We start from the raw sequence: 23,341 nt of genomic DNA on the forward strand, positions 1-23,341 counted from the left end.
GGCCACGATGGACGACTACCCCCTGATCGAGGACCACGGGCTGATCGGTGACCTGCAGACCGCGGCCCTGGTGACGACCGATGCGACGATCGACTGGTTCTGCTGTCCCCGGTTCGACTCGCCCAGCGTCTTCGGCGCGTTGCTGGACCGGACCAAGGGCGGCCACTTCACCGTACGGCCGGCCGCGGACTCGTACACGACCAAACAGCTCTATCACCCGGACACCGCCGTTCTGGTCACGCGCTTCATGACGGAGTCCGGAGCGGGCGAGGTCGTCGACTTCATGCCGGTGACCGGGACGAGCGCGACGGACCGGCACCGTATCGTCCGCATGCTGCGCTGTGTCCGCGGCAGCATGACGTTCGAGGGGGAGATCGCACCGCGATTCGACTACGGCCGCAAGCCGCACGAGCTGCGCCTCACCGAGCACGGGGCAGTGTTCGCCTCGGAGGACCTGGATCTCGCCGTCCACCTCGTCCGTGAGCCGCATGACGAGCGCCTGCTGAGCATCCTCTCGGTCGACAGCGACGACCTGCGTTTCTCACTGCGCCTGCGGGCGGGCGAGCAGCGCGGCCTGGTCATGGAGTCGTCCCCCGGAGGGCCTCCGCACGAGGTCCGCGTCGAGGAGTTCGAGCGGCTCTTCGACCAGACGGTCCACTTCTGGCGTTCCTGGCTCGGACAGTCCACCTACTCCGGCCGCTGGCGGGAGGCGGTGGAGCGTTCGGCCGTGACGCTGAAGCTCATGACGTACGCGCCGACCGGAGCCCTGGTCGCCGCCCCCACGGCGGGGCTTCCCGAGCAACTGGGCGGAGAACGAAACTGGGACTACCGGTTCACCTGGATCCGTGACGCGTCGTTCTCCGTCTACGCGCTCCTCGGCATGGGGTTCAAGGAGGAGGCGGCCGCGTTCATCAGCTGGCTGCACGACCGGGTGAAGCAGGAGGCCGGCCAGGACGACGGCTCCGGACCGCTGAACATCATGTACCGGGTCGACGGCTCCGCCGACCTGGTCGAGGAGACCCTCGACCACTGGGAGGGGTACCGGGGCTCCGCGCCGGTCCGTATCGGCAACGGGGCGGCGAGCCAGCTCCAGCTGGACATCTACGGCGAGGCGCTCGACAGCATCTACTTCGCGCACGAGCACGGCATGCATCTCGACCACGGCGGCTGGAAGGCCCTGCACACGCTGCTCGACTGGCTGGTCGACCACTGGGACCAGCCCGGCGAAGGGCTCTGGGAGACCCGTGGAGGCCGCAAGGACTTCACCTACGGCCGCGTGATGTCCTGGGTGGCCTTCGACAGGGCCCTGCGGATCGCCTACGACGACGGCCGCCCGGCGGCCGGCGGACGCTGGACGGACGCACGGGACAAGATCTACGCGCAGGTGCTCGACCGGGGCTGGGACGCCAAGAAGCAGGCCTTCGTGCAGCACTACGGTGACGACGTGCTCGACTCGTCGCTGCTGCGCATGCCGACGGTCGGCTTCATCACACCGGACGACCCGATGTGGCGGTCCACCCTCGACGCGATGGAGGACGAGCTGGTCAGCGACAGCCTCGTCTACCGCTACAACCCCGAGGCGTCCCCCGACGGGCTGCGCGGCTCGGAGGGGACCTTCTCCCTGTGCACGTTCATGTACGTCGACGCCCTGGCCAGGGCCGGACGCGTCGACACGGCCAGGCTCGTGCTGGAGAAGATGCTCACGTACGCCAACCATCTGGGCCTGTACTCCGAGGAGATCGACCTGACCGGCCGCCAGCTGGGCAACTTCCCGCAGGCGTTCACCCACCTGGCCCTGATCGACGCGGCGATCACCCTGGACTCGATGCTCCAGGACGGGTGGAGGGGCAAGGTGTAGCCCGCGCGGTCGTCCTCAGCGCGGCGCGGCGGTCGGGACGGGCCCGAGGAGGACGACGGTGTCGCCGTCCGCGGGCACGGCCCCGCGCCGTTCCGTCACGGGGTCCAGCCGGTGGTCGGCCCGCACCACGAAGAGGGTGTCGTGCTCCGGCGGCAGGGGGGCACCGGCCGGCCGGACAAGGAACCGGGCCCCGCGCTCGTAGCGGTCCGCCAGGGCGTGACGGACGAGCGACCGGCCGAAGAGGATGTCGCCGCCGGTGTACGGAGCGACCACACCGTGGCTGTCGTGCGGCGGCCCCACCCGGTAGACCGGCCCCTCGACGTTGTCCTCCATCACGATCGAGGCGAGCGCGTTGAAGTCGTCGTCGGTCGCCAGGAAGACGGCCGTCACGCCCTCCAGGCGGGCGCCAGGGTTGATCGCCGTGGCCAGCAGATCGCCCTGGGCCAGTTCCAGGCCCGCCCGCCGGATCTCCTCCCGCTGGTCGTCGCCTCCCGCCCACATCAGCACGTCGAGGCCGGCGGACCGCAGGGCCCTTCCCAGGTCGACCACCCACGGCTCGCCCCCCACCAGCAGGACGCGGGTGCCCTCCGCCTTGACGACGCCCAGCCGTCTGGCCACCGGCGCCGCCGTCAGCGCGTACAGCAGGACGGTTCCCACGATCACCAGGAAGGTGACGGGAAGGACCTTCGCCGCCCCCGGCACCCCCCGGTCCACCAGGCCGGCCGAGAAGGCCGAGGCCGTCGCGGCCGCGACGATGCCACGGGGATCCATCCACCCGAGAAAGGCGCGTTCCCCGCGTGAGAGGTCCGTGCGCGCCGCGGCGGCGAAGGCCACGACCGGTCGGACCACCAGGACGAGGATGGCGATCAGGCCGAGCGCGGGAAGGAGCACCGGAACCAATGACGCCGGGGTGACGGTGGACGAGATGGAGATGAACAGCAGTCCGATGATCAGCTGGACCAGGGTCTCCAGGAACGGCCGGCGCGCGGGCATGTCGAAGCCGCGGATGTTGGAGACGGCCAGACCCGCCACGATCGCGGCGATGAGCCCCGTGTCGTCCCGCACGATGTCGCAGCCCGCCGACACGCCGATCACGACGGCGAGTTGCGCCAGTGTTCCCAGGGTCTCGCCGAGTCGCAGCGTGCGCAGGGCGAACCACAGCAGCGCGGTTGCCACGGCCCCTCCCACCAGACCGAAGGCGAGGCTGAGGGCGAACTGCCCCAGCTGGTACCCCCTGCCGATGTCGACCTGGTGCGAGGACGCCACCGCGTGGAAGGTGAGCGCGCCGAGGATCGCGCCGATCGGGTCGACCAGCGTCCCCTCCCAGATGAGGATCCGCCGCACCTTGTCGCTCGGCCGCACGAAGTCGAGGATCGGCCCCACGACCGTGGGCCCCGAGACGACGAGGATCATGCCGAGCATCGCGGCCACGCGCAGCGGCATGTCGAACATCACCGGTGCCACCGCTCCGGTGACGAGGAACGTCAGCACCACTCCGTACACGAGCAGCCTGCCCACGACTCCCCGGGTGTGACGCGCGAGCTTGCGCAGGTCGAGTCCCAGTCCTGCGTCGTACAGGATCACCGCGACGGACAGCGACACCAGGGCCGAGAAGTCCGGCCCCAGCAGCTTGTCCGGGTGGATGACGTCCGTCGCCGCGCCGGCGGCGAACCCCACCGGCAGCAGGATGATCAGCGCCGGCACCCGCAGTTTGGCCGCCAGGATCTGCGAGCCGGTGGCGAGCACCACCGTCAGGGCGAGGCCGAGAAGGATCTCGTCGTCGGTCACAGCGGCTTCCTCCGTCGGGTGCCGGGGTCAGCGGGCATGGATGTCGGGCGGACAGGAGGGGACGGTCAGTCGTCGCGCAACGATCCCTCACCCGCGGTGCCGCTTGCCCTCCGCAGCTCCGCGTCGGTGAGCTCCTCCAACTCGCCGTGGGCGTCCAGCCAGTAGAGGAGGACGACGGCCGGTACGACGACCACCAGGGCCACCAGGGTCACGATCGCCAGCCACGTCAGCGTGGAAGACGCGCCCGCGGCGTCGGCCACGGTCAGCGAGGTGGGGAGCAGGTAGGGGCGTTGCGCCATGCCCCAGGCGATGACGGCGGACGCGACGACTCCGACCGCGGTGACGCGCACCCACGCCCCGGGCGTCCGAAGGAGCAGCCAGGCGGTCGCGAGGGCGGACGCTCCGGCCACGACGACGAAGAACAGCCCCGGCCCCTGGGTGAGCCCGCGCCACACGTAGGGGGAGTCCTCGTGGGTGACGAACCCGGTGACCACCGCAAGGACGGTCAGGGCGCCGAGACTGCCCAGCGCCCGCCGTCTGAAGTGGCCGACCAGATCCGGCGCGTCGAACCTGCGGGCGTCCCCGGTGAGGAACACCGCTCCGAGAAAAGCCGTGGTCGCGACGGCGACCAGTCCGAAGACGAGGGAGGTGGGGCTGGTCCAGACGTCCGCCGACGCCTCCGTGCCGGGAGCCACGCGTTCCGAGGCGACTGCGCCGACGGAGGCGCCGAGGAGGAACGGTGTGACGACCGAGGCCGAGGCGAACACGGCACCGTACAGGCGCCGGCCTGCGAGCTGCCGGGTGGGTCTGCGCAGCGCGAAGCCCGCGCCCCGCAGGACCATGCCCACCGCGGCCAGGGCGAGAGGGAGCCACATCGCGGTGAACACGGTCTGGAACAGGACGGGGAAGCCGGTCCACATGATGACGAGGACGAAGACCAGCCAGACGTTGTTGACCTCCCAGACGGGACCCATGGCGTGGTCGACGAGCCACCGGGGCCTCCGGCCGCGCTCGGTCCCTCCGGCCGTCAGGTCCCAGAAGCCGGCGCCGTAGTCCGTGCCGCCCGCGCAGGCGTACGCCGTCACGGCCAGGAGCAGCACCACGGCGATGAGGTCCGCGGCGGTCACGGGCCGTCACCCCCGGGCCGGCCGGAGCCGGGTCCTGCGACGGGCACGTCGCCAGCGGTCAGCGAGGTCCGGGGCCCGTAGGGGATTTCGGTCTCGGGGGCGTGGCCACCTGCCGTCGTGGCCTGCTGCTCGTCGGCGAGCCGCCAGCGCGTGCGCATCTTCAGCAGGACGACGAGGAACGAGCCGAAGAGGAACACGTACACCACCATCACCACCCCGAGCATGATCCACAGGGTGGTGGAACGGGTCGAGGTCACGGCCTCGGCGACCCGCATGTTCTGGTAGACGATCCAGGGCTGGCGGCCGACCTCGGTGGCGATCCAGCCGCACTCGACGGCCACGACGGAACCCACACCGGCGCAGGCGGCGGATCGGTAGAACCACGGCGAGACGGGCAGGCGGCGGTGCCGCAGCCAGACGAATCCGTACCAGAGGGCGAGCAGGACCAGCGCCGACCCGATGAGGACCATGATGTCGAAGGCCCAGTGGGCGATCGTCGCCTGCGTCGCCGTGGGGCGCCGGTCCGCCGGGACGGAGGTCAGACCCACCACCTCGGTGTCCGGGCTGAAGCCGGCCAGGACCGAGTCGAGCAGCGGGATCTTGATGCCGCCCGAGACGGTGCCGTCCTCGTTCAGCCTTCCGAAGAGGTACTCCGGTACGCGGGTGTCGGTCTTCCAGACGATCTCCATCGCGGCGAACTTCACCGGCTGCTCGTGGAACACCGACCGGGCCATGGCATCGCCGAGGACGAGCTGCACCGGTGTGGCGACGGCGGCGATGGTGAACGGCACGGTGAAGCCCAGCCGGTGGTAGCGGTCCCGACGGCCGCGCAGCCAGCCGGTGGCGTAGACACCGGCCACCATGAAGCCCGCGGTGATGACCATCGCCACGACGAAGTGCCAGTACTGCGGCCCGAACATCGGCGTGAAGATCGCCTTCCAGACGTCCACGTCGACCGGGTTGCCCTCGGAGTCGAGGGAGAAGCCCTGAGGGGTGTTCATCCACGAGTTGGCGGCCAGGATGCCGAACGCTCCCAGCAGGGCGGCGAACGGCAGGGGCAGCCCGAGGAGGAAGTGCGTCCGCGGCTTCAGCCTCCGCCACCCGTACAGGTAGATGGCGATGAGCACGGCCTCCAGGAAGAACGCCCAGGCCTCGACGCCGAACCCGATGCCGAAGACGTCACCCCACCGTCCCATCAGGCCGGGCCACAGCAGTCCGAACTCGAACGACAGCACCGTGCCGGTGACGATTCCGAGGGCGAACTGGACCGCCATGACGGCGGACCAGCGCCGGGCCAGGAGCAGTGCCGTGGCGTCCTTCAGGCGCAGCCCGCGGTAGTGCATCACCAGGGTGACGAAGGGGAACGCCACACCGAGGGGCACCAGGATGATGTGGGAGGCCAGCGTGAAGGCCATGAGCTCCCGAGCGGGCAGGAGCTGGGCCGGCGCATCCGCCAGCAGGTGGAACGAGGTGGACATGCGCGCCTTCGTCGTGCGGGTGGGTGAAGGGCCGGAAAGGCGTCATCCGCCCGTGGCGAAGCCGGGAAAGAGGGTCATGCCGCCGTCGACGTACAGGGTGGTTCCCACCACGTAGTCCATGAGGTCGGACGCGAGCGCGACGACGGCGTGGGCGATGTCGTCGGGTTCCCCGACCCGGTCGTACGGGATGAGCCGCAGAAGGTCCTTCTGCGCCTCGGGCGTCTCCCAGGCCGAGCGGTTGATCGGCGTCTTGATCGCCCCCGGGGCGACCGCGTTCACGCGGATCTTCTCCGGCGCGAGCTCCTGGGCCAGGGTCTGCATCATCATCTGCACGCCGCCCTTGGACGACGCGTAGTTCACGTGACCCGCCCAGGGGATGACCTGGTGCACCGAACTCATGCAGATGATCTTCCCCGCGGAGCGGGACACCCGGGGACCACGCCCCGGCGCCGGAACTCCTTGGTCGCCTCCCGCGCGCAGAGGAACTGCCCGGTCAGATTGACGTCGATGACCTTCTGCCACTGGGCGAGCGTCATCTCCGTGAACGAGGAGTCACGCTGCAGTCCCGCGTTGGCCACGAGGATGTCGACGGTGCCGAACTCCTTCACCATACGGTCCGTCATGGCGACGACCTGGTCCTCCTGGGACACGTCCGCCTCGTACGCCGCCGAGCGCACCCCGAAGGAGGCGATCTCCGCGGCCACCTCCTCGGCGGCCTCGCGATCCGCCACGTAGTTCACGACCACGTCGGCGCCGGCCCGGCCCAAGGCGATCGCCGTGGCCTTGCCGATGCCCGAGTTGGCACCGGTCACCAGCGCCTTCTGACCGTGCAGCAAGCTCGCCGGGATCACACCCTGCGGTGCTCCCACCGTGGAATCCATGTCGTTCCGCCCTCCTCGCGGCGCGGTCGCGCCGACCCCGGTGCCGGCCCGGCGCCCGGCCGGGCAGCGTCACGCAATCACCACACGAGACGCCCGGCATCCCCTCCGGATCGCTGTTGGGCCGTTGTGTCCGGCATTTCGCCCGGACGGACCAGTGACCTCGGCCCAGGCCCCGGCCTCAGCCCAGCCGGGCCAGGAGGTGGTCGCCGACCCGGAGCGCGTTGGCGATGGCCGTCAGGGACGGGTTGACCGCGCCGATGCTGGGGAAGAAGCTCGTGTCGACGACGTACAGGTTGTCGAGATCGTGGGCCTTGCAGTTCACGTCCAGCGCCGAGTCGGCGGGATCGGTGCCGAAGCGCACGGTCCCCGCCTGGTGTGCCGTCGCCCCGATCGGCATGCCCTTGTGCAGATAGATGCTGTGGGACAGCAGGTGGTGCTCGTGCATGCCCAGGTGGCCCAGCATGCCCTGGAGTTTGTGCCTCAGGCGCTTCAGGCCCTCGACGTTGTTCTTCTCGTCGAGGGCGAGCCGGATGCGCGCGTCGCCGTCGAGGGTGACCCGGTTCTCCGCCAGCGGCAGGTCCTCACCGCACAGCCAGAAGTCGACGGCGTGATGGGCCAGAACCTCGAACGGCAGGTCGGGTGCCACCGCCCCGGCCCACCGCGGCGCCTCGCCGTGGATCTGCTCGGCGTCCGACTTGCCCAGCATCTGGATGCCGCCCAGCGGGAAGTCCCAGTCGTCCGCGCCGAGGTACCAGTCGTGCAGGGCCAGGGTCTTCTGGAACTGCGTGTCGTTGGGCTCCTTGGACACCGCCATCAGGGCCAGGTTGTTGTGCCGCATGTAGAACCTGCCGACCACGTCGGAGCTGTTCGCGAGACCCCGCGGATGACGGTCGTTCGCCGAGGCGAGGAGCAGTGCGGCGGAGTTGACCGCCCCGCAGGAGACGACGACCACGTCCGCGGTGAACCGGACCTCCGAGCCGTCGGGGAGCCGGCCGACGACCGCGCTGACACGGCGTCCGCCGTCGTCGGTCTCCAGACGCACCACCCGGGTGTGGGTGACCATCTCGACGCCCGGGTGTTCCAGGGCCGGTTCGACACAGATCACCTCGGCGTCGGACTTGCCGCGGACCAGACAGGGAAAGCCGTCGACCCGGTTGCACCGGATGCAGACGCTGGAGTGGGTGGGCCGTCCTCCGTCCTCCTGGCTCAGGTTGACGCCGATCGGCAGGTGGAACGGGTGCAGGCCACGCTTCTCCAGGTCGTCGCTCAGCCGCTGGATCCGCGGCTCGTGTTCCACGGGCGGATGGGCGTACTGCGCGCTGACGGGCCCCTCGCCGGGATCCTCGCCATGCCGTCCGTGGACGAGGTAGAGGTGCTCGGCCTCGGTGTAGTACGGCTCCAGGTCCTCGTACCGGATCGGCCAGGCGGGAGAGATGCCGCCGTGATGCCGCAGTTCGCCGAAGTCCTCGGGACGCAGCCGGAAGAGGGCGGCCCCGTAGAACTTGGTGTTCCCGCCGACGTAGTAGTTCACCTCGGGCGGGAACTCGGTGCCGTGCTTGTCGAGCCAGAACTCCGGGGCCCGGTACTTGCCCCTGACGAAAACGGCCGTCGAGTCCCAGTTGTCCCGCTCCCGCGGCAGGTAGCCGCCTCGCTCGACGAGGAGGACGCGCTTTCCCGAAGGGGCGAGGCGATGGGCGAGGGTTCCGCCGCCGGCACCGGTGCCGATGATGACGACGTCGTAGTGAGGGGCGTCGCCCACGGCGACCACCGTCCTTGGGATCATGGCCCCGACCTGCTGTCAGGCGCCCGGCGCCCCGCTGGGCGAGAGGCTCCAGCGGTCCCACCCTCCTCGAAAGTAGCCGCCTTCCCCGTGGACGGCGACCCGGTCGGCGCCCCGTGGGCGGGGGCCGGTTCACAGCACCGCGATCGGGTTCACCGGCGAGCCGGTGCCTCCGGTCAGGCGCAGGGGAGCCACCACACACAGGAAGCTCCATCGGCCGGCCTGGGCACAGGCCGGGACGAGGTCCTCGAACCGCAGGTAGTCCATGAGATGGATGCCCAGGGCGTGAATGGCCAGGACGTGTACGGGGAATCCGACGTCCGGAACCGCGCTGGGCGCGGTGTCGTTGTTGCCGTCTCCTCCCAGGGCCGCGATCTCCCGCTCGGCCAGGAACTCCACGGCGCTCGGGTGGAGGCCCACCCGTGCCGCGGCCGTGTCCCACGGCCCGAGCACCGTGCGCCGGAGGCGATGCCCCACCCTGACGAACAGCAGGTCGCCCGCTCCGACGCGGACCCCCTGGGCGGCCTCGGCGGCCGTCAGGTCGTCAAGGGTCACATGGTCGCCCGGTTCCAGCCAGGGCACGCCGCGCAACCCCGGGACGTCCAGCAGGACGCCCCGGCCGACGATGCCGTCGGCGAGCAGGTCCACGGAGAGCCTGCGGGCGCCCTCGGCCGTCACGGTGCTCGCGGGCGCGCCTCCGTACAGCTCGTCGCGGAAGATGACATGGCAGAGGGCGTCGAGGTGGCTGTCCGCGTCGCCGTGCACGTTCATGGCGAAGCGGTCCGTGGCGAAGTGCAGCGCGTCCGAGCCGGTGTCGCCCGGGCGGGGCCCGGTCATCCGGTGCACCGCCGGCTCGGGGTCGTCGGGACCCCGTACGGTCTCGATGGGAGCCGCCAGCGACACCGTCTGCCCGATGCGGACCTCCCCGGCGGCCGCTGCCACCCGCTCGGCAGTCAGATGGCGCAGTGCCCCGCACCGGCCCTCCACCGCCGGCGGCGTCCGTCCGCGCAGGCGCTCGTAGAGCTCCCGGAAGTCACGCGCGGTCATGGCGCTCGCCGCCGGCGGCTCGACGGGCGGTGTCACGCGTACCCCCAGGGGCTCAGGCCCCACCGGAGCACATGGGCCGCGCCCGGTTCCAGGACGGTGAGGTCGGTGCCGCTGCGGAAGGCGTCCGGCGGACAGGACATCGGCTCCACGGCGACGCCCCGCCGCCGTTCGGGCCCGGCCAGAGTGTCGCCCGTGTAGACCTGCACGTACCGGGTGCCCTCTCCGAGCCAGAGGTCGACGCCGTGGCGTCCGGAGGGATGCGCAAGCCGCGCGGTCGCCCGGCCGTCGGCGGTGCGGTCGAGGCCGGTGAACGCGGTGTCCAGTCTCAGATCGTCGATCGGTCGGGCGACGCGGAAGTCGTACGGAGTGCCGTCGACGGACTCCCGGCCGAGGGGCAGTCCACTGTCGTCGGCACGCAGGAAGTACCGGGCGGGAACGGTCAGCACCGCGCTGTCGACGAGGCCGGTGCCGACCGTCAGGTAGGGATGCTGCCCCACTCCGTACGGCGCGGGCTCCGTACCGGTGTTGGTGGCGTGCACGGCGGTACTGAGTCCGCCCGGTTCCAACCGGTACGTGACGCGGACATCGAGGAGGAACGGGTAGCCGGGCTGGGGGCAGAGCGTCGTGCCGAGCACCACCGAGTCGTCGGTGCGGGCGAGCGGCCTCCACAGGGCCCAGCGAAGCAGTCGTTGGATCGCGTTGCCCTTGTCCACCTCGGTCAGGGGGAGCTGCAGGCTCCTGCCGCCGAAGCGGTAGTGCCCGCCGCCCACGCGGTTCGGCCAGGGGACGAGCAGCTGCCCGCGCCCGCCTGTGACGGCGGACCCCGCGGAGAAGCCGTCGAGCACCGGGCGGCCGCGCACGGCGTAGTCGCGCAGGGCACCGCCCAGCCCGACCACGACCGCGCTCTGGTCCCCCCGGACCAACCGCCATGAGGCGCCCGTGGGACTGGACGACGCGGCAGGGCCGGCGCCCGCGACGGCGTGCACGGCCCGCTCGTCGTCCCGCCCGGCCGCGGCTCCTCCGGCGGCGGCCTCCCCGTGCATCACCGACAGCACCGCTGCGACGGCGGCCTCCGGGGACTGGTCGATCTCCACCGTCAGCGGGTGCTCGTCGGGCTCCGGCTCCTGGAGAACCGCCAGTTGGCTGTCCAGCAGGTTCGCGGGGAAGAAGTGCCCTCTCCGCCCGGCGAGCCGTGACTTCAGCAGTTCGCGTGAGCCGTGCAGGTACACCAGGAGAACGCCCGGACGTCCTGCCAACAGCTTGTCCCGGTAGGCACGCTTGAGAGCCGAGCAGGCGACGACGGCCCGCCGGCCGGCCGCGAGGGCCTGGGCCATCCACTCCCCGATCGCGTCCAGCCACGGCCCCCGGTCGCTGTCCGTGAGGGGGCGCCCGGCGGCCATCCTGGCGCGGCCGGCCTCGGAGTGGAACGCGTCCGCGTCCTGGTACTCCCAGCCCAGCCGCTCGGCCAGAAGCCGCCCCACCGTCGACTTGCCCGATCCGGACACGCCGACGACGAGCACCATCCGCGGTCCCCCCGCCGCTGCCTCGGTCACCACGGGTCCGGGTTCCGCAGGTCAGTCCCTCGCGGGCCGCGGAGCGACGCACAGCCCCCAGATGATGAGCGCGTCGATGGCGATGAGCAACAGCGCCCACCACGGCGTGTAGGGAAGCCACATGAAGTTGGCGATCATGCTGAGACCGGCCAGCCCGACGCCCACGGCCCGGGCCCACGTGGCACCGCTGAACAGGGCGGCGCCGGTGAGCGCGATCACGAGGCCCAGGACGAGATGGATCCAGCCCCAGCCTGTGAGGTCGAGCTCGTAGACGTAGTTGCGCGTGGCCAGGAACACGTCGTCCTCGGCGATGGCCGAGATGCCTCCGAGCAGTGTCATGACACCGCTGAAGATCATGATGACGGCGGCGAACACCAGCCAGCCGCTGCTGTGTGTGGCTTCCCGTCGACCGGGTGCGCTCGTGGGGGTCGTCATGACAGGTTCCTCCGTCGTCTGCCCCGAGGCGTCTTCGTCCGGTGGACCGGACACCTCCAATCTGACGCCCCTCGTCCGCCGACGCACGTCGGCAGGACGAGGGGACCCGGCCGGCCCGGTGTCGCCCCGACGTCCGGCACGTGCCCTGCCGGAGCGATCGGATCGCGGACCCGCGTCCGTACGGAGCCCTTCCGTCGGAATCGCGAGGTTCACGGCCGGCAGACGTCTGCCCTGGCGAGGACTTGCCGTCATGAGGCGCCCTTCTCCCCCGCACCCCCTCCCATCAGGGGCTTCTCACGCTCTGCCGCCTGCGCATACTCTCCGCTGCAGCAAGCGGAAGAGAGTCGATCGCCGATGACGAGCGCGTCTACAGGGCGCTGGTCGGACGGCCGAAGACCACCGCGGTCCTTCTCCCGGACCTGCTCGCGCTGTCGCGCGCCGACGTCGACAACGGGCCGCGATGACCAGCAGCACACCCGGAGGCAGCTGGGTGCCCACGCCGTACGGAACGGCTGGGCGGAACCCCTGCGCACGTGACCGGCTCTCGTCACCGGGCGACGGCCTCGTTCGAGGGGAGGACGTTGACGGTGGGAGGCGGTGGGCACGGGCGGCGGCCCCGCCGCCGTCGACTTCGAAGTACAGCAGGGACAAGACCAGAACGGTACGGGCGGTGGTCGCCGTCCTGCTCCCGGAAGAGGTAGCGGGCCGGTGGGCGGACGACGGCTCTCACACGTCCGTGCCGTGCCCCGGCCTGTCAGCCGCCGAGGATCTCGTAGTCGGGATCGGAGGCGTGGTCGTACGCGAAGGGGAGCAGCCCCGCTCCGTCGGCCTCCAGCTGCTCGGGACGGGGCTCGGGACCGATCTGCCACAGCCGGGCCAGCACCTCGGCGCGCTCCTCCGCCACGGCCAGGAGGTCGTGGTCGGGGTCGGCGCAGTCACGCTCCAGGACTCAGATCGTCTCGTCGAAGACGCCCCCGCCGTAGGTGTCGACGGGGTCCTTGAGGTCCTCCGGCAGGGTGGTCCCCAGGCGGTCCTCGACCTTGGACCAGTCCCGCGGCCGACGCTCCGCCGGCGGAGGACTATATGGGTGAGCTGTTCCACGTCGGGCTGTGTCAGGGCGTTTCCGGGAGAGGGTTCAGGGCCTTGGGGACGTCCAGGGTGATGAGGCCGGCGGGGACGCGGCCGGCCACTGGGCGAAGCCCCTCCGGTCAGGGGCGGGTGGCCGCGATCTCGCGCTTGAGGATCTTGCCGGTGGCGCCCTTGGGGAGCGTGTCGACGATCCAGACCACCCGGGGGTACTTGTACGCGGCGACCTGACCGCGCACGAAGTCCCGCAGCTCCTCGGGGGTCGCCTCGGCGCCGGGACGCAGCGCGACGGCGGCGGCGACCTCTTCGCCGAGCGCGTCGTCGGGCAGCCCGATCACGGCGGCCTCGGCGACGGCCGGGTGCTCGTACAGGACCTCCTCGATCTCCCGGGGGTAGACGTTGTAGCCCCCGCGGATCACGAGGTCCTTCTTGCGGTCGACGATGGAGTAGTAGCCGTCCTCGTCGACGCGCGCCAGGTCGCCCGTGTGCAGCCAGCCGTCCTTCACCGTTTCGGCGGTGGCCTCCGGCCGGCCCCAGTACCCCTTCATGACGTTGTGTCCGCGCACGCACAGCTCACCGACCCCGTCGACGACGTCCGCGAGCCGCAGCTCGACGCCTTCGATCGGCGTGCCGACCGTTCCGGCCTTGCGCGCCGGTCCGGGTGGTTGAAGGAGGCGACGGGAGAGGTCTCGGACATGCCGAAGCCCTCGAGGACCAGGCAGTCGAAGGCCTTCTCGAAGCCGTGCAGGACCTCGACGGGCAGCGAGGCACCGCCGGAGACGCACATGCGCAGGGTGGAGACGTCGTAGGCGTCGGGCTCCTGGGCGTGGGTGCCGAGCAGGGCCGCGTACATCGTCGGCACACCCGCGAGCAAGGTGACCCGGCGCTCCTGGATGGTCCGCAGCGCGTGCGCGGGCTCGAAGCGGGGGAGCAGGGTGAGGCGGGCGCCGACGGTGACGGCGGTGTTCATCGCCACGACCAGGCCGAAGGTGTGGAATAGCGGCAGGCCCTTGGACGGCGGGCGCCGGTCGGCGTGGATCGGTGGGAGTACGGGGCTGATGTACGGGGCGGGGCAGGCGGCCGAGGCGTCAGGCGCTGGTGCGAGCCGCGTCGCGCGCCGGATCGATCAGGGTGAAGGCGGCGACGGCGCCGAGCAGGAGCAGGACGGCGGACAGAGCGACGGCGTGCTGGTAGCCGGAGGTGCCCTGGCTGTCGACCATGCGGCCCACGAGGGTCGGGGCGATCAGGCCGGTGGTCGTCACCACGGCGTTCATCGTGCCGAGGGCGCCGCCGCGCCGTGCGGCCGGGGCGAGTTCGGCGACGGTGGTGATCGCGACGGTCGCGAAGGAACCGCCGAGCCCGCAGCCGACGACGAGCAGCGCCGTCTTCGCTCCGGTGCCGTCGGCCAGGGGAACGGCGAGGCAGCACACTGCGCCGAGGAACAGCAGACCCGCGCCGACGCGGCCGCGCGCCCAGCGGCTGCCCACGCCGCGGCGCATCAGCCACCCGGTCAGCGCGGCCTGACCGAGCAGGACCACAGCGCCGAGTGCCCAGGGCAGGGCGACCAGGGTGCCGGCGGTCGCGGAGGAGTGGCCGAGGCCGTTCTTCAGGTAGGACGGCATCCACACCAGCATGAGGGCCACGCACCAGTAGCTGGTGAAGTACGCCAGGGTGGTGCCGATCCAGGTACGGCTGGCGAAGACGCGCCGGTACGCGGGCCAGGCCCGGGACTTGGCGGACGCGGGGGCTTGGGCGGCACCGGCACCGGCACCGGCGTCGGCCTCGGCGTCGCGGTACCGGCCGTCCGCGCCGCACACGAACCAGGCCGCGGCCCACACGACACCCACACCCGCGACCACCCAGAGGGCGGAGCGCCAGCCGTGGTTCTGGATGACCCAGGTGAGGCCATGGGCGGCGGGGACCCACGTTTCCGTTGTCAACAGGTCCTACACCGCCAGGACTTCCTCAGACCACCGAGAGCAGGTCCACCACGAAGACGAGGGTGGAACCCGCCGGGATCGACGGCGACGGGGACTGGTTGCCGTAGCCGAGGCGCGGGGGAACGATGATCTCGCGCCGACCGCCGACCTTCATCCCCCTGATTCCCCGGTCCCAGCCCTTGATGACCCTGCCACCGCCCACGGCGAACTTGAACGGCTCGCCCCGGTCCCAGGAGGCGTCGAACTCCACTCCCGACTCGAAGGTGACCCCGACGTAATGAACCCGGACGACCCTGCCCGGCTTCGCCTCGGGCCCGTCCCCGACGACGAGGTCCCGGATCGTCAGCTCCTCGGGAGCGCCACCCGCCGGCCGTTCGATCTCGGGCTTCGTCAGTTCACTCATCGCAGCCTCATCACTCTTCGCCGGAATCCTTCGTACGGACCAGCCGGGCGCGCGTGGTCACTCCACGCATCGACGATCAGGCTACCGAGAACGCTGCCAGGGCGAGGCCCGGCAGGTCGCTCCATGGGCGCCCACGGGCCGCGCAGCGCACGCAGGGCAGGCCTCACCTCCAGTCGCCGAACCTCTCGAAGAACGCCTCCGCGGAGCGCACACTCGCTGCCGCGACGGCGCCCCGCTGTACCTCCCAGTCACCGGCGAACGCCTCGACCAGCACCTCCGCGGCCCTGGGCGTACCGATCACCTTGCGCAGGCACTCCTCGCGGCGCGAGCCGTCGAAATGGACGAGGGCCACCCGTGCCACGTTGTACGCGCGGCTCGCGGAGCTGAGACGGTAGGGCGGGTACGGGCGGAACCGGTGCTCCAACCGGGCCGAAGGGACGGCCAGCACGTCGATCCCGGCGCGCCACGCCCGCAGGCTGAAGTCGACGTCCTCGAGCCCCAACTCGCGAAAGGCTCCGAAGCCGCCCAGCCGCTCGAACACCGCCCGCCGCACCGCCAGGCAGCCGCCCGGCGCGATGGGCACCGGGTACGGGGCGCCGTCCGGCCCCGGCGGCAGCCAGCGCACCCGCAGGCCGGCGTCGATCAGGCGGGCGCCGCAGCCCAGCGCGGTGCCGCCGAAGTCGCGCAGGGCGGGTGCGAGGACGGCATCGGGTCCGGCGGCCAGCGCGGCCCGCAGCCGCCCGAGGCAGTCCCGCTCCAGCCGGCAGTGCGCGTCCAGGAACAGCAGGTGCGTGCCCCGGGCGAGCCGGGCGCCCGCGTTGCGGGCCGCCGCGACGCCGCTGCGCGGGATGCGGCGTACCACGACCCCTCGCGCGCGCCACTCCTCCCGCTCCAGGGCGGCACAACTGCCGTCGGTGCCGCCGTCGTCGACGACGATGGTCTCGTCGGGGACATCCGACCCGGCGAACACGGACCTCAGGGTCTCGTGCAGCTCCGTGCCCTCGTCGAGGCTCGCGATCACCAGCGAAACGGTCACCGGCCGCCCAAGAGGTCCCCGCGCCGCTCCGGACGCCGTGCGGGTCATTCCAGCGGGGGGCCGGGCGTGCCGGGCGGAACTCCTCCGGGAGGAGACGTGGCGATCAGGTCGATGAGGCCCGGCAGCACGGCCGCGTACCGGATCGAGTCCTGCAGGTAGGCCGTGAGCCCGGCGCTCAGCGTGAAGTGGTAGGAGCTCAGCCGGTCGAGCTCGCCGCCGTCCAGGCCGAGTGCCAGCAGGTCGCCGAGCCTCAGCCGGCCCAGGCTGAGCGCGTCGAGCACCTTCTGCGGTTCCGCGGAGAATTCCAGGTAGTCGGCGAAGTCGGTGGACGACTGGAAGTCGGCCTCGCTGAAGCCGGCCTGCTCGAGCGCGCGCTCAAGGGCCCGGTCGCCCTGTCGGACCAGATATCCGGCCGACGTCACGTTCGCCTCGCGCAGGTGCTCAAGGAGCTGCTTCGTCAGGGCGCCGACGAGGCCGATGTTGGTGGCGTTGCGCCGGTCCGTCAGGACGGGGGTGAGATGGGCCCGGTTCTCGCTGCCGATCATGGCGACGCCCACGGCCTCGACGGTCTGCGACCCGATGCCCTTGGGCGGCCACGGGCGCTCCGTCGTGGCCAGCGCAAGCACCAGGCCGTCCCGGGACAACAGCGGTTCGAGGATCTCGGAGTAGAGGTAGGGAAACCCGTTGCGGCGGCAGAACGCGGCGAGCGCGGTCCGCGTCTCGACGTCGGGTTCCTTCGTCACCGTCATCCGGACCGACTCGTTCGCGGGGGAGTGGTGGGTCATCGCCGGCCTCCGAGGGCGGGGGAGTCTGCACTGGACATCCACCCCGCGACCGCGTACCGCGTGCCGTCGCGCACGGTCGCCACCTCGTGCATCAGGGAGGACCGGAACAACAGCAGCATGCCGGGCTCGGGCACGACGACCACCCGGCGGTCGCGCAGGCCGGGGTCGGTCTCGTAGACGGTGAGCGCGCCGCCGTCGAACGTCGGCAGGGTCTGCCTGCCGTCGCGCCCGTTGAGGTAGAGCAGCAGCGACCACCGATGGGCGGCCAGCCGGGGCGGATCGTCCTTGTGATTGGCCACGTCCCGGTGCGCGCGGAAGTAGCTGCCCTTTTCGTACGACATGAAGTACGGGCCGTACAGATAGTCCGCTTTCGAGTCGAACTCCGCGCGGTGGTCGACGAAATAGGACGTCATGCGTTCGCCGATGCGGCGCTTGAACTCCTCCGGGAAGTGGTGGTCGAAGCACAGGCGCAGCGACTCGTCCAGGATCGATTCGCCCGCGCGCACGATCTGGGCCGGCTCCCGCGGCGCCTGCGCCATGGCCCGGATGAGGTCGGCGCATTCGGCGACCGAGAGGAATCCACCGGCCGACGCGATGTTCTGCGTCCTGAACTGGGGCTGCATGTCGTGGCGCCTCCCGGTCGCGTACGTCTCATGGGGTGGCACGAGACTCCTCCAGACAAGCGCCGGCCACCGCGACCCGCACGCCGGACTAGCCCGACCGACGGGTACGCCGACACAGGCGTACGCCGATCGCCCCGCCCCCGATCGCCCCCTCGGGCATCGCCCGCCGGCACGCCGCCCTGTCCGCAGTACGGTCCGTCCGGGCGCGACCCGAGCCCGGTCCGGTGCCTCCTCGCGGTCACCCCTGACCGTGCCGCGCGATCACGACGGGATCCTCGATGAGCCGCACGGTCGGAGCCGGCACGGGCACCGGACGCTTCCACACGCCCTCCTTGTCCGCGACCTCGGCCAACCTCCAGTTGCGGCAGGTCCCGTCGAGTGCCAGCGGGTAGAGCGTGAGCGTGCCGTCCCGTGCGAGGTGCATCCGGAGGAAGCCCTTGTGGTCCTCGATGGACTGCCCGGACATCTGCCATTCGGCGACCAGGCCCCGGTTCGTCCACAGCACCCACAGGGCGAAGAGCTGGGAGCCGAGGGAAGCGCCCATCACTGCGGCGACGACCAGCAGGATCGCCAGGAACACGAAGCCGTTCCAGGAGGACGGGATCGACCGGGCGATGGCGACGGTGACGGCCAGGGCCGCGGCGGCGACCGCCGCCTGGAACAGCACGGCCACGACCGGACCGGACGGCGCCCTGGGGCGCCGTTCGCGCAACAGCCCCCTCCAGCAACCGATCACGAAGGGCAGGACGAAGAGGGCGGCACTCGTGCAGAGCAGGCCGAGCAGGTCGTCGGCGCCGGCGCTCCGCAGGGCCCCGACGGGATTGTGCCGGCCCTCGGCCAGCGCGAACGCACCGCTCGCGATCAGGACGAGCACCATCTGTACCGCCCCGGCCAGGACGGCGAATCCGGGGTTGCGCCGCGGGAGCCAGTACCGCGACCAGGGCTTGGCGATCGCACGGGCGAGCGAGCGGGACTCCGCCGGGTCCGGGTACGTGTGCTGGGCGAGGGCGAACGCCGTCGGCGGGTGGTCCTTCTTCCACATCCGTGAGGTGGCCGGCGGCAGGGGCAGGGCCTTCGGGAGCCTGTGGGTGGACGAGAGGAACGCGCCGCCCAGGCCGCACGTCACCATCTGGCGACGCCGGGGGTCCGGGGGCAGCGCGTCGTCGGCCCCCGCCCCGGCCCCGTCGTCGGCACCGGGCGCGGCCCTTGCCCCGGCTTCGTCATCCGGCAGCCGCTCCGCGTAGCGGGCGTAGTGGTGCTTGTCCCCGGTCAGCCACAAGCGGATCGAGGCGCCCGTCTCCTCGTGTTTCCGGGTCGTCCGGTCGAAGCGGGACCGGACGATGTTGCGGTCGAACCAGTGCAGGGAGTTGAAGGCGTCGGGCCTCTCGCCGCTCCTCACCCAGGTGGGCTCGGCCGAGCAGACGATGACGCTGTCACCCGGACGCAGCCGCGGCGAGAGGTGGGTCTCGAAGTAGCGCCGCTGCGGATCGTCGAAGTAGGTGCCGAGCTGGCTGTCCAGCCCGACGAGCCACCAGCGCTGCGGCAGTTCCACGGCGAAGTAGCTCCGGGTCTGCCGGGTCTGCCAGCCGCCGATCTCGCTTTCCTGGGCGAACATCCGCAGGAACGCGGTGAGTCCGTCGTACCAGTCGTGGTTGCCCGGCAGCGCGACCATGAGCGGCTCGTCCGGCGCCGACGGGAGCGCCGCGCGGTAGGGCCCTTTCATCCGGTCCTCGTAGGCGGTCGCCGACGCCACCGGGTACACCTGGTCCCCGCCGAGGACGAGCAGCGACCCACGGGGGAGCGAGCCGGGCCCGTGGAGGGCGAGTCGGTCAGCCCCCAGGGCGGACGCCACCGACGCCGTCGCCTCGAATCCGTCGCCGAGGTCCGCGACGAAATCGATCCAGATCTCCTCCGCGTCGGGATCGGCCAACGGCGCCCGCAGGAGACCGGCCTCCAGCGCGCCCTGGATCTCCCGCTTGTCCGAGTAGCCGGCGAAGACAGAGGCCAGGCAGACCTTGACCGCCGTACGCGCCAGCTCCTTCGGCGCTAGCCAGCGCACCGGCTCCTGCGGAATGAATCGGAGCTCGTCCGCGCGTCTGCGCAGCTCATGGAAGTCCATTCCGGCGTCCGTTCGGGCGTCCATTCAGGCTCCTCCTCGGTCACAGCGGGGACCAGGGCAGGACGTTCTGCGCGTACACGTCCCACAGCTTGCCGAGGAAGAACTGCCCGAACCGTCCCATGGTGGTCACCCTGCCGCGCAGCGTCGGCGCCTCGACCCGGAAGGTGGTGAGTTGCTTCAGGAAGTCGGCGGGGCGGATGTGAACGCTGCCCGCGGCCACCGACCGGGCTCCGGACTCCTCGTCGGCGTCGACGTGACCACGGTAGATGTGCGTGTAGAGGACGGATGTGTCCTTCCAGATCCCCCTGCGCGAGTCCTCGCTGACGTCCTTGTACCCGCTGAGGGTGAGCCGGTGACCGGCCCGGTCGCTGAAGAACAGGCGGTAGCGCATCCGCAGGTGCTGCGGGTCGGAGTGCTCCACGAACAGGTGGAAGGTTCCGCGCTCGACCGGAAGGCGCCCGCCCAGCTCCTGGCAGAGGACCTCTCCGCGCAACTCGGCCTCGTGCTCGGGACCGGAGAGGAAGCGGTCCATTCCCCCGATGTCGACGGTCAGGTGCAGGGCGATGTCAGCGGAGGCGCCGCCCGTCGAGGAGGCGGCCTGCCGGGCGTCGTCCTCCCCGAAGACGACACGGCCGACCATGCGTTCGGTGAAGCGCATACGGGTCGGGTCGTCGGGGCGGCCGGGAGGTGCCCCGGGCTTCCAGGGGATCCCCTGGTCCGTGCACCAGCGGCGCGCGTGCAGGACTCCGAGTTCCACGGCCTGGGCGAAACGGTCGCGGCTGAAGTTGATGAGGTAGTTCAAGGGGACCTCGCCACTCAGCAGCCGGACCTCGATCGGGCGCCCGAACTCTCCCTCCTCCCCGTCGCGGATGGCGGCGTTGCTGGCCTCGATCCGGCGCAGCCACTCCTGCAGCCGGCCGTTGGCCGTCGTCTCGATGATGTGGAAGTAGTTGGCCACGAAGCCGTCGCGCCAGCGGTGCCTTCGGCTGACCGTCCAGATGATCCACAGTTCGTCGCAGCCCCGCCGGATCGCCTCCTCGACGTTCGCGTCGGTCAGATAGACCGGGTCGATGTACGTCTGCCCGTCGATGACGACCGGAGGGAACCACATGGGCAGCGCCACCCCGGCACAGAACCGGTCCTCGTCCATGCGGTCGGCGGTCACCGGCTCCAGTTCGTTGGCGCTGAAGTTGTAGAGGGTGAAGGTGGCTTCACGGTCCGTGGCCCGTATCCGCTCCCAGTCCAGGCCCCAGTCCGGGAAGACGCGACGCCGGTAGCCGTCCAGGGTGAAGAGGGAACGGGCGTAGGGCCCCTTCGGCAACTCGCGCCAGTTCGGGGTGACGCCTTTCAGCGGAGAGAGCGTGCGCCAGTTGTCCGCGATCTCGCGCCCGGACATCCCCTGGCAGTACATCGCGAGGTTGAACACGCCCCCACTGGCGCCGTCGGCGTGGTCGAAGGTCAACTCGGCCTCGTCGAGCAGGACCTGGAGGACGCCGGCCTGGTAGGCCACCTTCAGCCCGCCGCCGGCCAGGAGGAGGGACCTGCGCGGGGATCCACTGCGGGGCGTGGTGCCCTGTCCGGTCGTCATGAGGGGCTCTCAGAGTTCTGCCGGTGGTCCTCGACGATGCGAAGGGCCGACCGGTCGGCCAGCGCGGCGATGGTGAGCGAGGGGTTCGGGCCGACGGGGCCGGGCAGCACCGAGCCGTCGGCGATCGACAGTCCCGGGTAGCGGTACACACGGCCGAAGGAGTCCACGACGCCCTCCCTCGCGGAGTGCCCCATCGGAGCGCCGCCCACGGGATGCACGGTGATGAGGCGGTTGAGCAGCCACAGGGGATTCGCCGCGTAGCGTCCGCCGAGACTGTGGGACACGCGCTCCATGGTCGCGTTCATCTGGTCGAAGTACTGGTCGGACGCGGCCAGTCTCCAGTCGAGGTCCAGATGCCCGTCCCGGAGGAACATCCGGCCGTTGGGTACGTCCCTTCCCATGCCGAGCAGCGGCAGGGACGTCGCGGTGAACAGCCCCTTGCCCATGGCGTCACCGAGCTGTCGCCCCACACGGCTGCGTGCGGTACCGGTCAGCTGCGACCACCCTCGGCGCAGCAGGAATCTCGCGACCCGGTCGGACATCGTGAGGACGTTGTGCTCGACGAGCCAGTTGAGGAATTGCGGGTACCCTGCGTCCTCGATGTAGAACCCCCGGTCCCTCTCGCCGGTTCCCTTGCGGTCCACCCGCATCGCACTCGTGATGACCGGCCCGAGACTCGGCTCCATCAGATGCGGCACCGCCTCCTCTTCCCCTGACCGGTCCTCACGCCTCTCCCGGGCTTTGAGCACCAGCCCCAGGAAGTCCCCGTTCCCGGAGAAATGTGTGCCGAGGGCCGGGCTGAGCGCGGGGAAGGCACTGCGGTTCCGCAGCAGCAGATAGGTCGTGCCGAGCGTGCCGGCGGAGAGGACCAGCCGCCTGGCCCTGACGGTCCGCCGTACGGGAGGAGCCGACGGATCCTCGTCGCCGGCTGCGCGGTGCTCGATGTACGAGACCTGGAAGCCCTCTCGGACCGGTTCGAACGAGCGGACCTCGCAGAGGGTCCGGATGTCGGCCCCGAGCCGGTCCGCGGCGCTGAGGTAGGTGAAGTCGAGACTGTTCTTGCTGCCGAAGTTGCAGCCCAGGTCGCATTCGCCGACGAGCCTGCACGCGTAGCGCGGGCTGTGGTGCAGATTGTCCTCGCCGCCGTCGAGAGGGGCGCCGGGCACCGGCGGATCCCCGAAGGAGACGGCCAGCAGCGGAAGTTCCCACGGAAGACCCAGCCGCTCGGCCGCCCGGCGCATGGCGAGGGTCTTGGGCGTGCTCCGGTAGGGCTCCACGTCGAAGGGGTATGCGCGCCCGCCCAGCGTGGTCTCGACGGATCCGTAGTGCGGATCGAGGTCGTCACGGGTGACGGGCCAGTTCTCGTAGCCGCCGTCGAACGACTCGTGCACGAACCAGCTCTCCGGCTTGCGGATCAGCACGTTCGCGTAGATCAGCGACCCGCCGCCCAGCCCGCTGGAGACGAGCGCGTCCATCTGCGAGAAGCTCCACATGTCGTACATCCCGTACAACCGGGAATCCGGGTCCCAGAAGTTCTTGGCCGCCTCGTGGGGGCTCCGGGGAAACGACCCGGGCGGAAACGGCTTCCCTCTTTCGAGGACGCATACGCTCAGGTCGGCCTCGGCCAGGCGAAACGCCGTCACGGCCCCGCCGAAACCCGAACCGACGACGACGGCATCGAAAACGTCCACGCTCGCCACCTCTGGAGATCGGAGCCGGAACAGCTGCCTGACTTCTCCCTCGTCTGCGGCTGCCGCACGCGCGACCTCTTTCCATGGTTCACCCGCGTGTGGTGAAGCGCATGTCGAAGCGTC

At 71.1% G+C, this 23,341-nt stretch carries 18 protein-coding genes and 2 pseudogenes; 1 reads left to right on the forward strand and 19 read right to left on the reverse strand.

Translation table 11 applies throughout. From position 1 onward, the window contains the following. The first annotated feature begins 7 nt into the window (after positions 1 to 7). Positions 8 to 1,858: a glycoside hydrolase family 15 protein gene (locus ACIA8N_RS27215; RefSeq protein WP_365784031.1), complete on the forward strand. Its 1,851-nt coding sequence runs from the start codon at positions 8 to 10 to the stop codon at positions 1,856 to 1,858. A 15-nt stretch (positions 1,859 to 1,873) separates the two neighbouring features. Here the strand turns inward: ACIA8N_RS27215 and ACIA8N_RS27220 are convergent, their stop codons facing one another. The 19 genes and pseudogenes from ACIA8N_RS27220 to ACIA8N_RS27310 all read right to left on the reverse strand — a co-directional run bounded on the left by ACIA8N_RS27220 (position 1,874) and on the right by ACIA8N_RS27310 (position 23,218). After that, entirely contained in the window at positions 1,874 to 3,646 is a 1,773-nt protein-coding gene (locus ACIA8N_RS27220) for a cation:proton antiporter (RefSeq protein WP_365784029.1), read from the reverse strand. A 65-nt stretch (positions 3,647 to 3,711) separates the two neighbouring features. Beyond that, complete coding sequence (locus tag ACIA8N_RS27225; protein WP_365784027.1) at positions 3,712 to 4,773, reverse strand: cytochrome d ubiquinol oxidase subunit II; 1,062 nt, start codon at positions 4,771 to 4,773, stop codon at positions 3,712 to 3,714. Continuing rightward, positions 4,770 to 6,251: a cytochrome ubiquinol oxidase subunit I gene (locus ACIA8N_RS27230; RefSeq protein WP_365784025.1), complete on the reverse strand. Its 1,482-nt coding sequence runs from the start codon at positions 6,249 to 6,251 to the stop codon at positions 4,770 to 4,772. The genes ACIA8N_RS27225 and ACIA8N_RS27230 overlap by 4 nt, the downstream gene beginning before the upstream one ends. 42 nt (positions 6,252 to 6,293) lie before the next feature. Continuing rightward, positions 6,294 to 7,132: pseudogene (locus tag ACIA8N_RS27235) on the reverse strand (SDR family oxidoreductase). A gap of 178 nt (positions 7,133 to 7,310) precedes the next feature. Continuing rightward, positions 7,311 to 8,915, reverse strand: a complete 1,605-nt coding sequence (locus tag ACIA8N_RS27240) for a GMC family oxidoreductase (protein WP_365784023.1) — start codon at positions 8,913 to 8,915, stop codon at positions 7,311 to 7,313. A 129-nt stretch (positions 8,916 to 9,044) separates the two neighbouring features. Beyond that, positions 9,045 to 9,959 carry a cyclase family protein gene (locus ACIA8N_RS27245; RefSeq protein WP_365784041.1) on the reverse strand — a complete coding sequence of 305 codons (915 nt, stop codon included), beginning with the start codon at positions 9,957 to 9,959 and terminating at the stop codon, positions 9,045 to 9,047. A 32-nt stretch (positions 9,960 to 9,991) separates the two neighbouring features. Continuing rightward, on the reverse strand, positions 9,992 to 11,515 hold the full coding sequence (locus ACIA8N_RS27250; RefSeq protein ID WP_365784020.1) for a gluconokinase, GntK/IdnK-type: 1,524 nt from the start codon (positions 11,513 to 11,515) through the stop codon (positions 9,992 to 9,994). A gap of 18 nt (positions 11,516 to 11,533) precedes the next feature. Further along, entirely contained in the window at positions 11,534 to 11,947 is a 414-nt protein-coding gene (locus tag ACIA8N_RS27255; protein WP_365784018.1) for a hypothetical protein, read from the reverse strand. Between the two features lie 754 nt (positions 11,948 to 12,701). Then, a complete protein-coding gene (locus tag ACIA8N_RS27260; protein ID WP_365784016.1) occupies positions 12,702 to 12,851 on the reverse strand; it encodes a hypothetical protein in 150 nt (49 codons plus the stop codon). 304 nt (positions 12,852 to 13,155) lie between these two features. After that, positions 13,156 to 13,599 carry an acyl-CoA synthetase gene (locus tag ACIA8N_RS27265; protein WP_399416811.1) on the reverse strand — a complete coding sequence of 148 codons (444 nt, stop codon included), beginning with the start codon at positions 13,597 to 13,599 and terminating at the stop codon, positions 13,156 to 13,158. Between the two features lie 27 nt (positions 13,600 to 13,626). Next, positions 13,627 to 14,003 (reverse strand): annotated as a pseudogene (locus ACIA8N_RS27270) (AMP-binding protein); the annotation flags it as partial. 118 nt (positions 14,004 to 14,121) lie between these two features. Next, positions 14,122 to 14,973, reverse strand: a complete 852-nt coding sequence (locus ACIA8N_RS27275) for an MFS transporter (protein ID WP_365784014.1) — start codon at positions 14,971 to 14,973, stop codon at positions 14,122 to 14,124. Between the two features lie 25 nt (positions 14,974 to 14,998). Next, a complete protein-coding gene (locus tag ACIA8N_RS27280) occupies positions 14,999 to 15,376 on the reverse strand; it encodes an FKBP-type peptidyl-prolyl cis-trans isomerase (RefSeq protein ID WP_365784012.1) in 378 nt (125 codons plus the stop codon). Positions 15,377 to 15,539: 163 nt separating this feature from the next. Further along, positions 15,540 to 16,397: a glycosyltransferase gene (locus ACIA8N_RS27285; RefSeq protein ID WP_365784010.1), complete on the reverse strand. Its 858-nt coding sequence runs from the start codon at positions 16,395 to 16,397 to the stop codon at positions 15,540 to 15,542. Positions 16,398 to 16,456: 59 nt separating this feature from the next. After that, positions 16,457 to 17,197, reverse strand: coding sequence for a hypothetical protein (locus tag ACIA8N_RS27290; RefSeq protein WP_365784008.1), 741 nt, complete (start codon positions 17,195 to 17,197; stop codon positions 16,457 to 16,459). Beyond that, a complete protein-coding gene (locus ACIA8N_RS27295) occupies positions 17,194 to 17,820 on the reverse strand; it encodes a 2OG-Fe(II) oxygenase (protein ID WP_365784006.1) in 627 nt (208 codons plus the stop codon). The genes ACIA8N_RS27290 and ACIA8N_RS27295 overlap by 4 nt, the downstream gene beginning before the upstream one ends. A 238-nt stretch (positions 17,821 to 18,058) precedes the next feature. Beyond that, a complete protein-coding gene (locus ACIA8N_RS27300; protein WP_365784004.1) occupies positions 18,059 to 19,963 on the reverse strand; it encodes a hypothetical protein in 1,905 nt (634 codons plus the stop codon). A gap of 16 nt (positions 19,964 to 19,979) precedes the next feature. Beyond that, on the reverse strand, positions 19,980 to 21,527 hold the full coding sequence (locus tag ACIA8N_RS27305) for a patatin-like phospholipase family protein (protein WP_365784002.1): 1,548 nt from the start codon (positions 21,525 to 21,527) through the stop codon (positions 19,980 to 19,982). After that, on the reverse strand, positions 21,524 to 23,218 hold the full coding sequence (locus ACIA8N_RS27310; protein WP_365784000.1) for a GMC family oxidoreductase: 1,695 nt from the start codon (positions 23,216 to 23,218) through the stop codon (positions 21,524 to 21,526). Before ACIA8N_RS27310 ends, ACIA8N_RS27305 begins: the two co-directional genes overlap by 4 nt. Positions 23,219 to 23,341 lie beyond the last annotated feature (123 nt).

The organism is Streptomyces sp. NPDC051822 (genome assembly GCF_044452745.1).
In the GTDB taxonomy this organism is placed as follows: Bacteria; Actinomycetota; Actinomycetes; order Streptomycetales; family Streptomycetaceae; genus Streptomyces.

Coding starts and splice junctions, on each gene's coding strand:
- ACIA8N_RS27215 (WP_365784031.1), top strand. CDS start 8: ATGGACGACTACCCCCTGATCGAGGACCACGGGCTGATCGGTGACCTG.
- ACIA8N_RS27230 (WP_365784025.1), bottom strand. CDS start 6,251: ATGTCCACCTCGTTCCACCTGCTGGCGGATGCGCCGGCCCAGCTCCTG.
- ACIA8N_RS27240 (WP_365784023.1), bottom strand. CDS start 8,915: ATGATCCCAAGGACGGTGGTCGCCGTGGGCGACGCCCCTCACTACGAC.
- ACIA8N_RS27245 (WP_365784041.1), bottom strand. CDS start 9,959: ATGACCGCGCGTGACTTCCGGGAGCTCTACGAGCGCCTGCGCGGACGG.
- ACIA8N_RS27255 (WP_365784018.1), bottom strand. CDS start 11,947: ATGACGACCCCCACGAGCGCACCCGGTCGACGGGAAGCCACACACAGC.
- ACIA8N_RS27280 (WP_365784012.1), bottom strand. CDS start 15,376: ATGAGTGAACTGACGAAGCCCGAGATCGAACGGCCGGCGGGTGGCGCT.
- ACIA8N_RS27290 (WP_365784008.1), bottom strand. CDS start 17,197: ATGACCCACCACTCCCCCGCGAACGAGTCGGTCCGGATGACGGTGACG.
- ACIA8N_RS27295 (WP_365784006.1), bottom strand. CDS start 17,820: ATGCAGCCCCAGTTCAGGACGCAGAACATCGCGTCGGCCGGTGGATTC.
- ACIA8N_RS27300 (WP_365784004.1), bottom strand. CDS start 19,963: ATGGACGCCCGAACGGACGCCGGAATGGACTTCCATGAGCTGCGCAGA.
- ACIA8N_RS27305 (WP_365784002.1), bottom strand. CDS start 21,527: ATGACGACCGGACAGGGCACCACGCCCCGCAGTGGATCCCCGCGCAGG.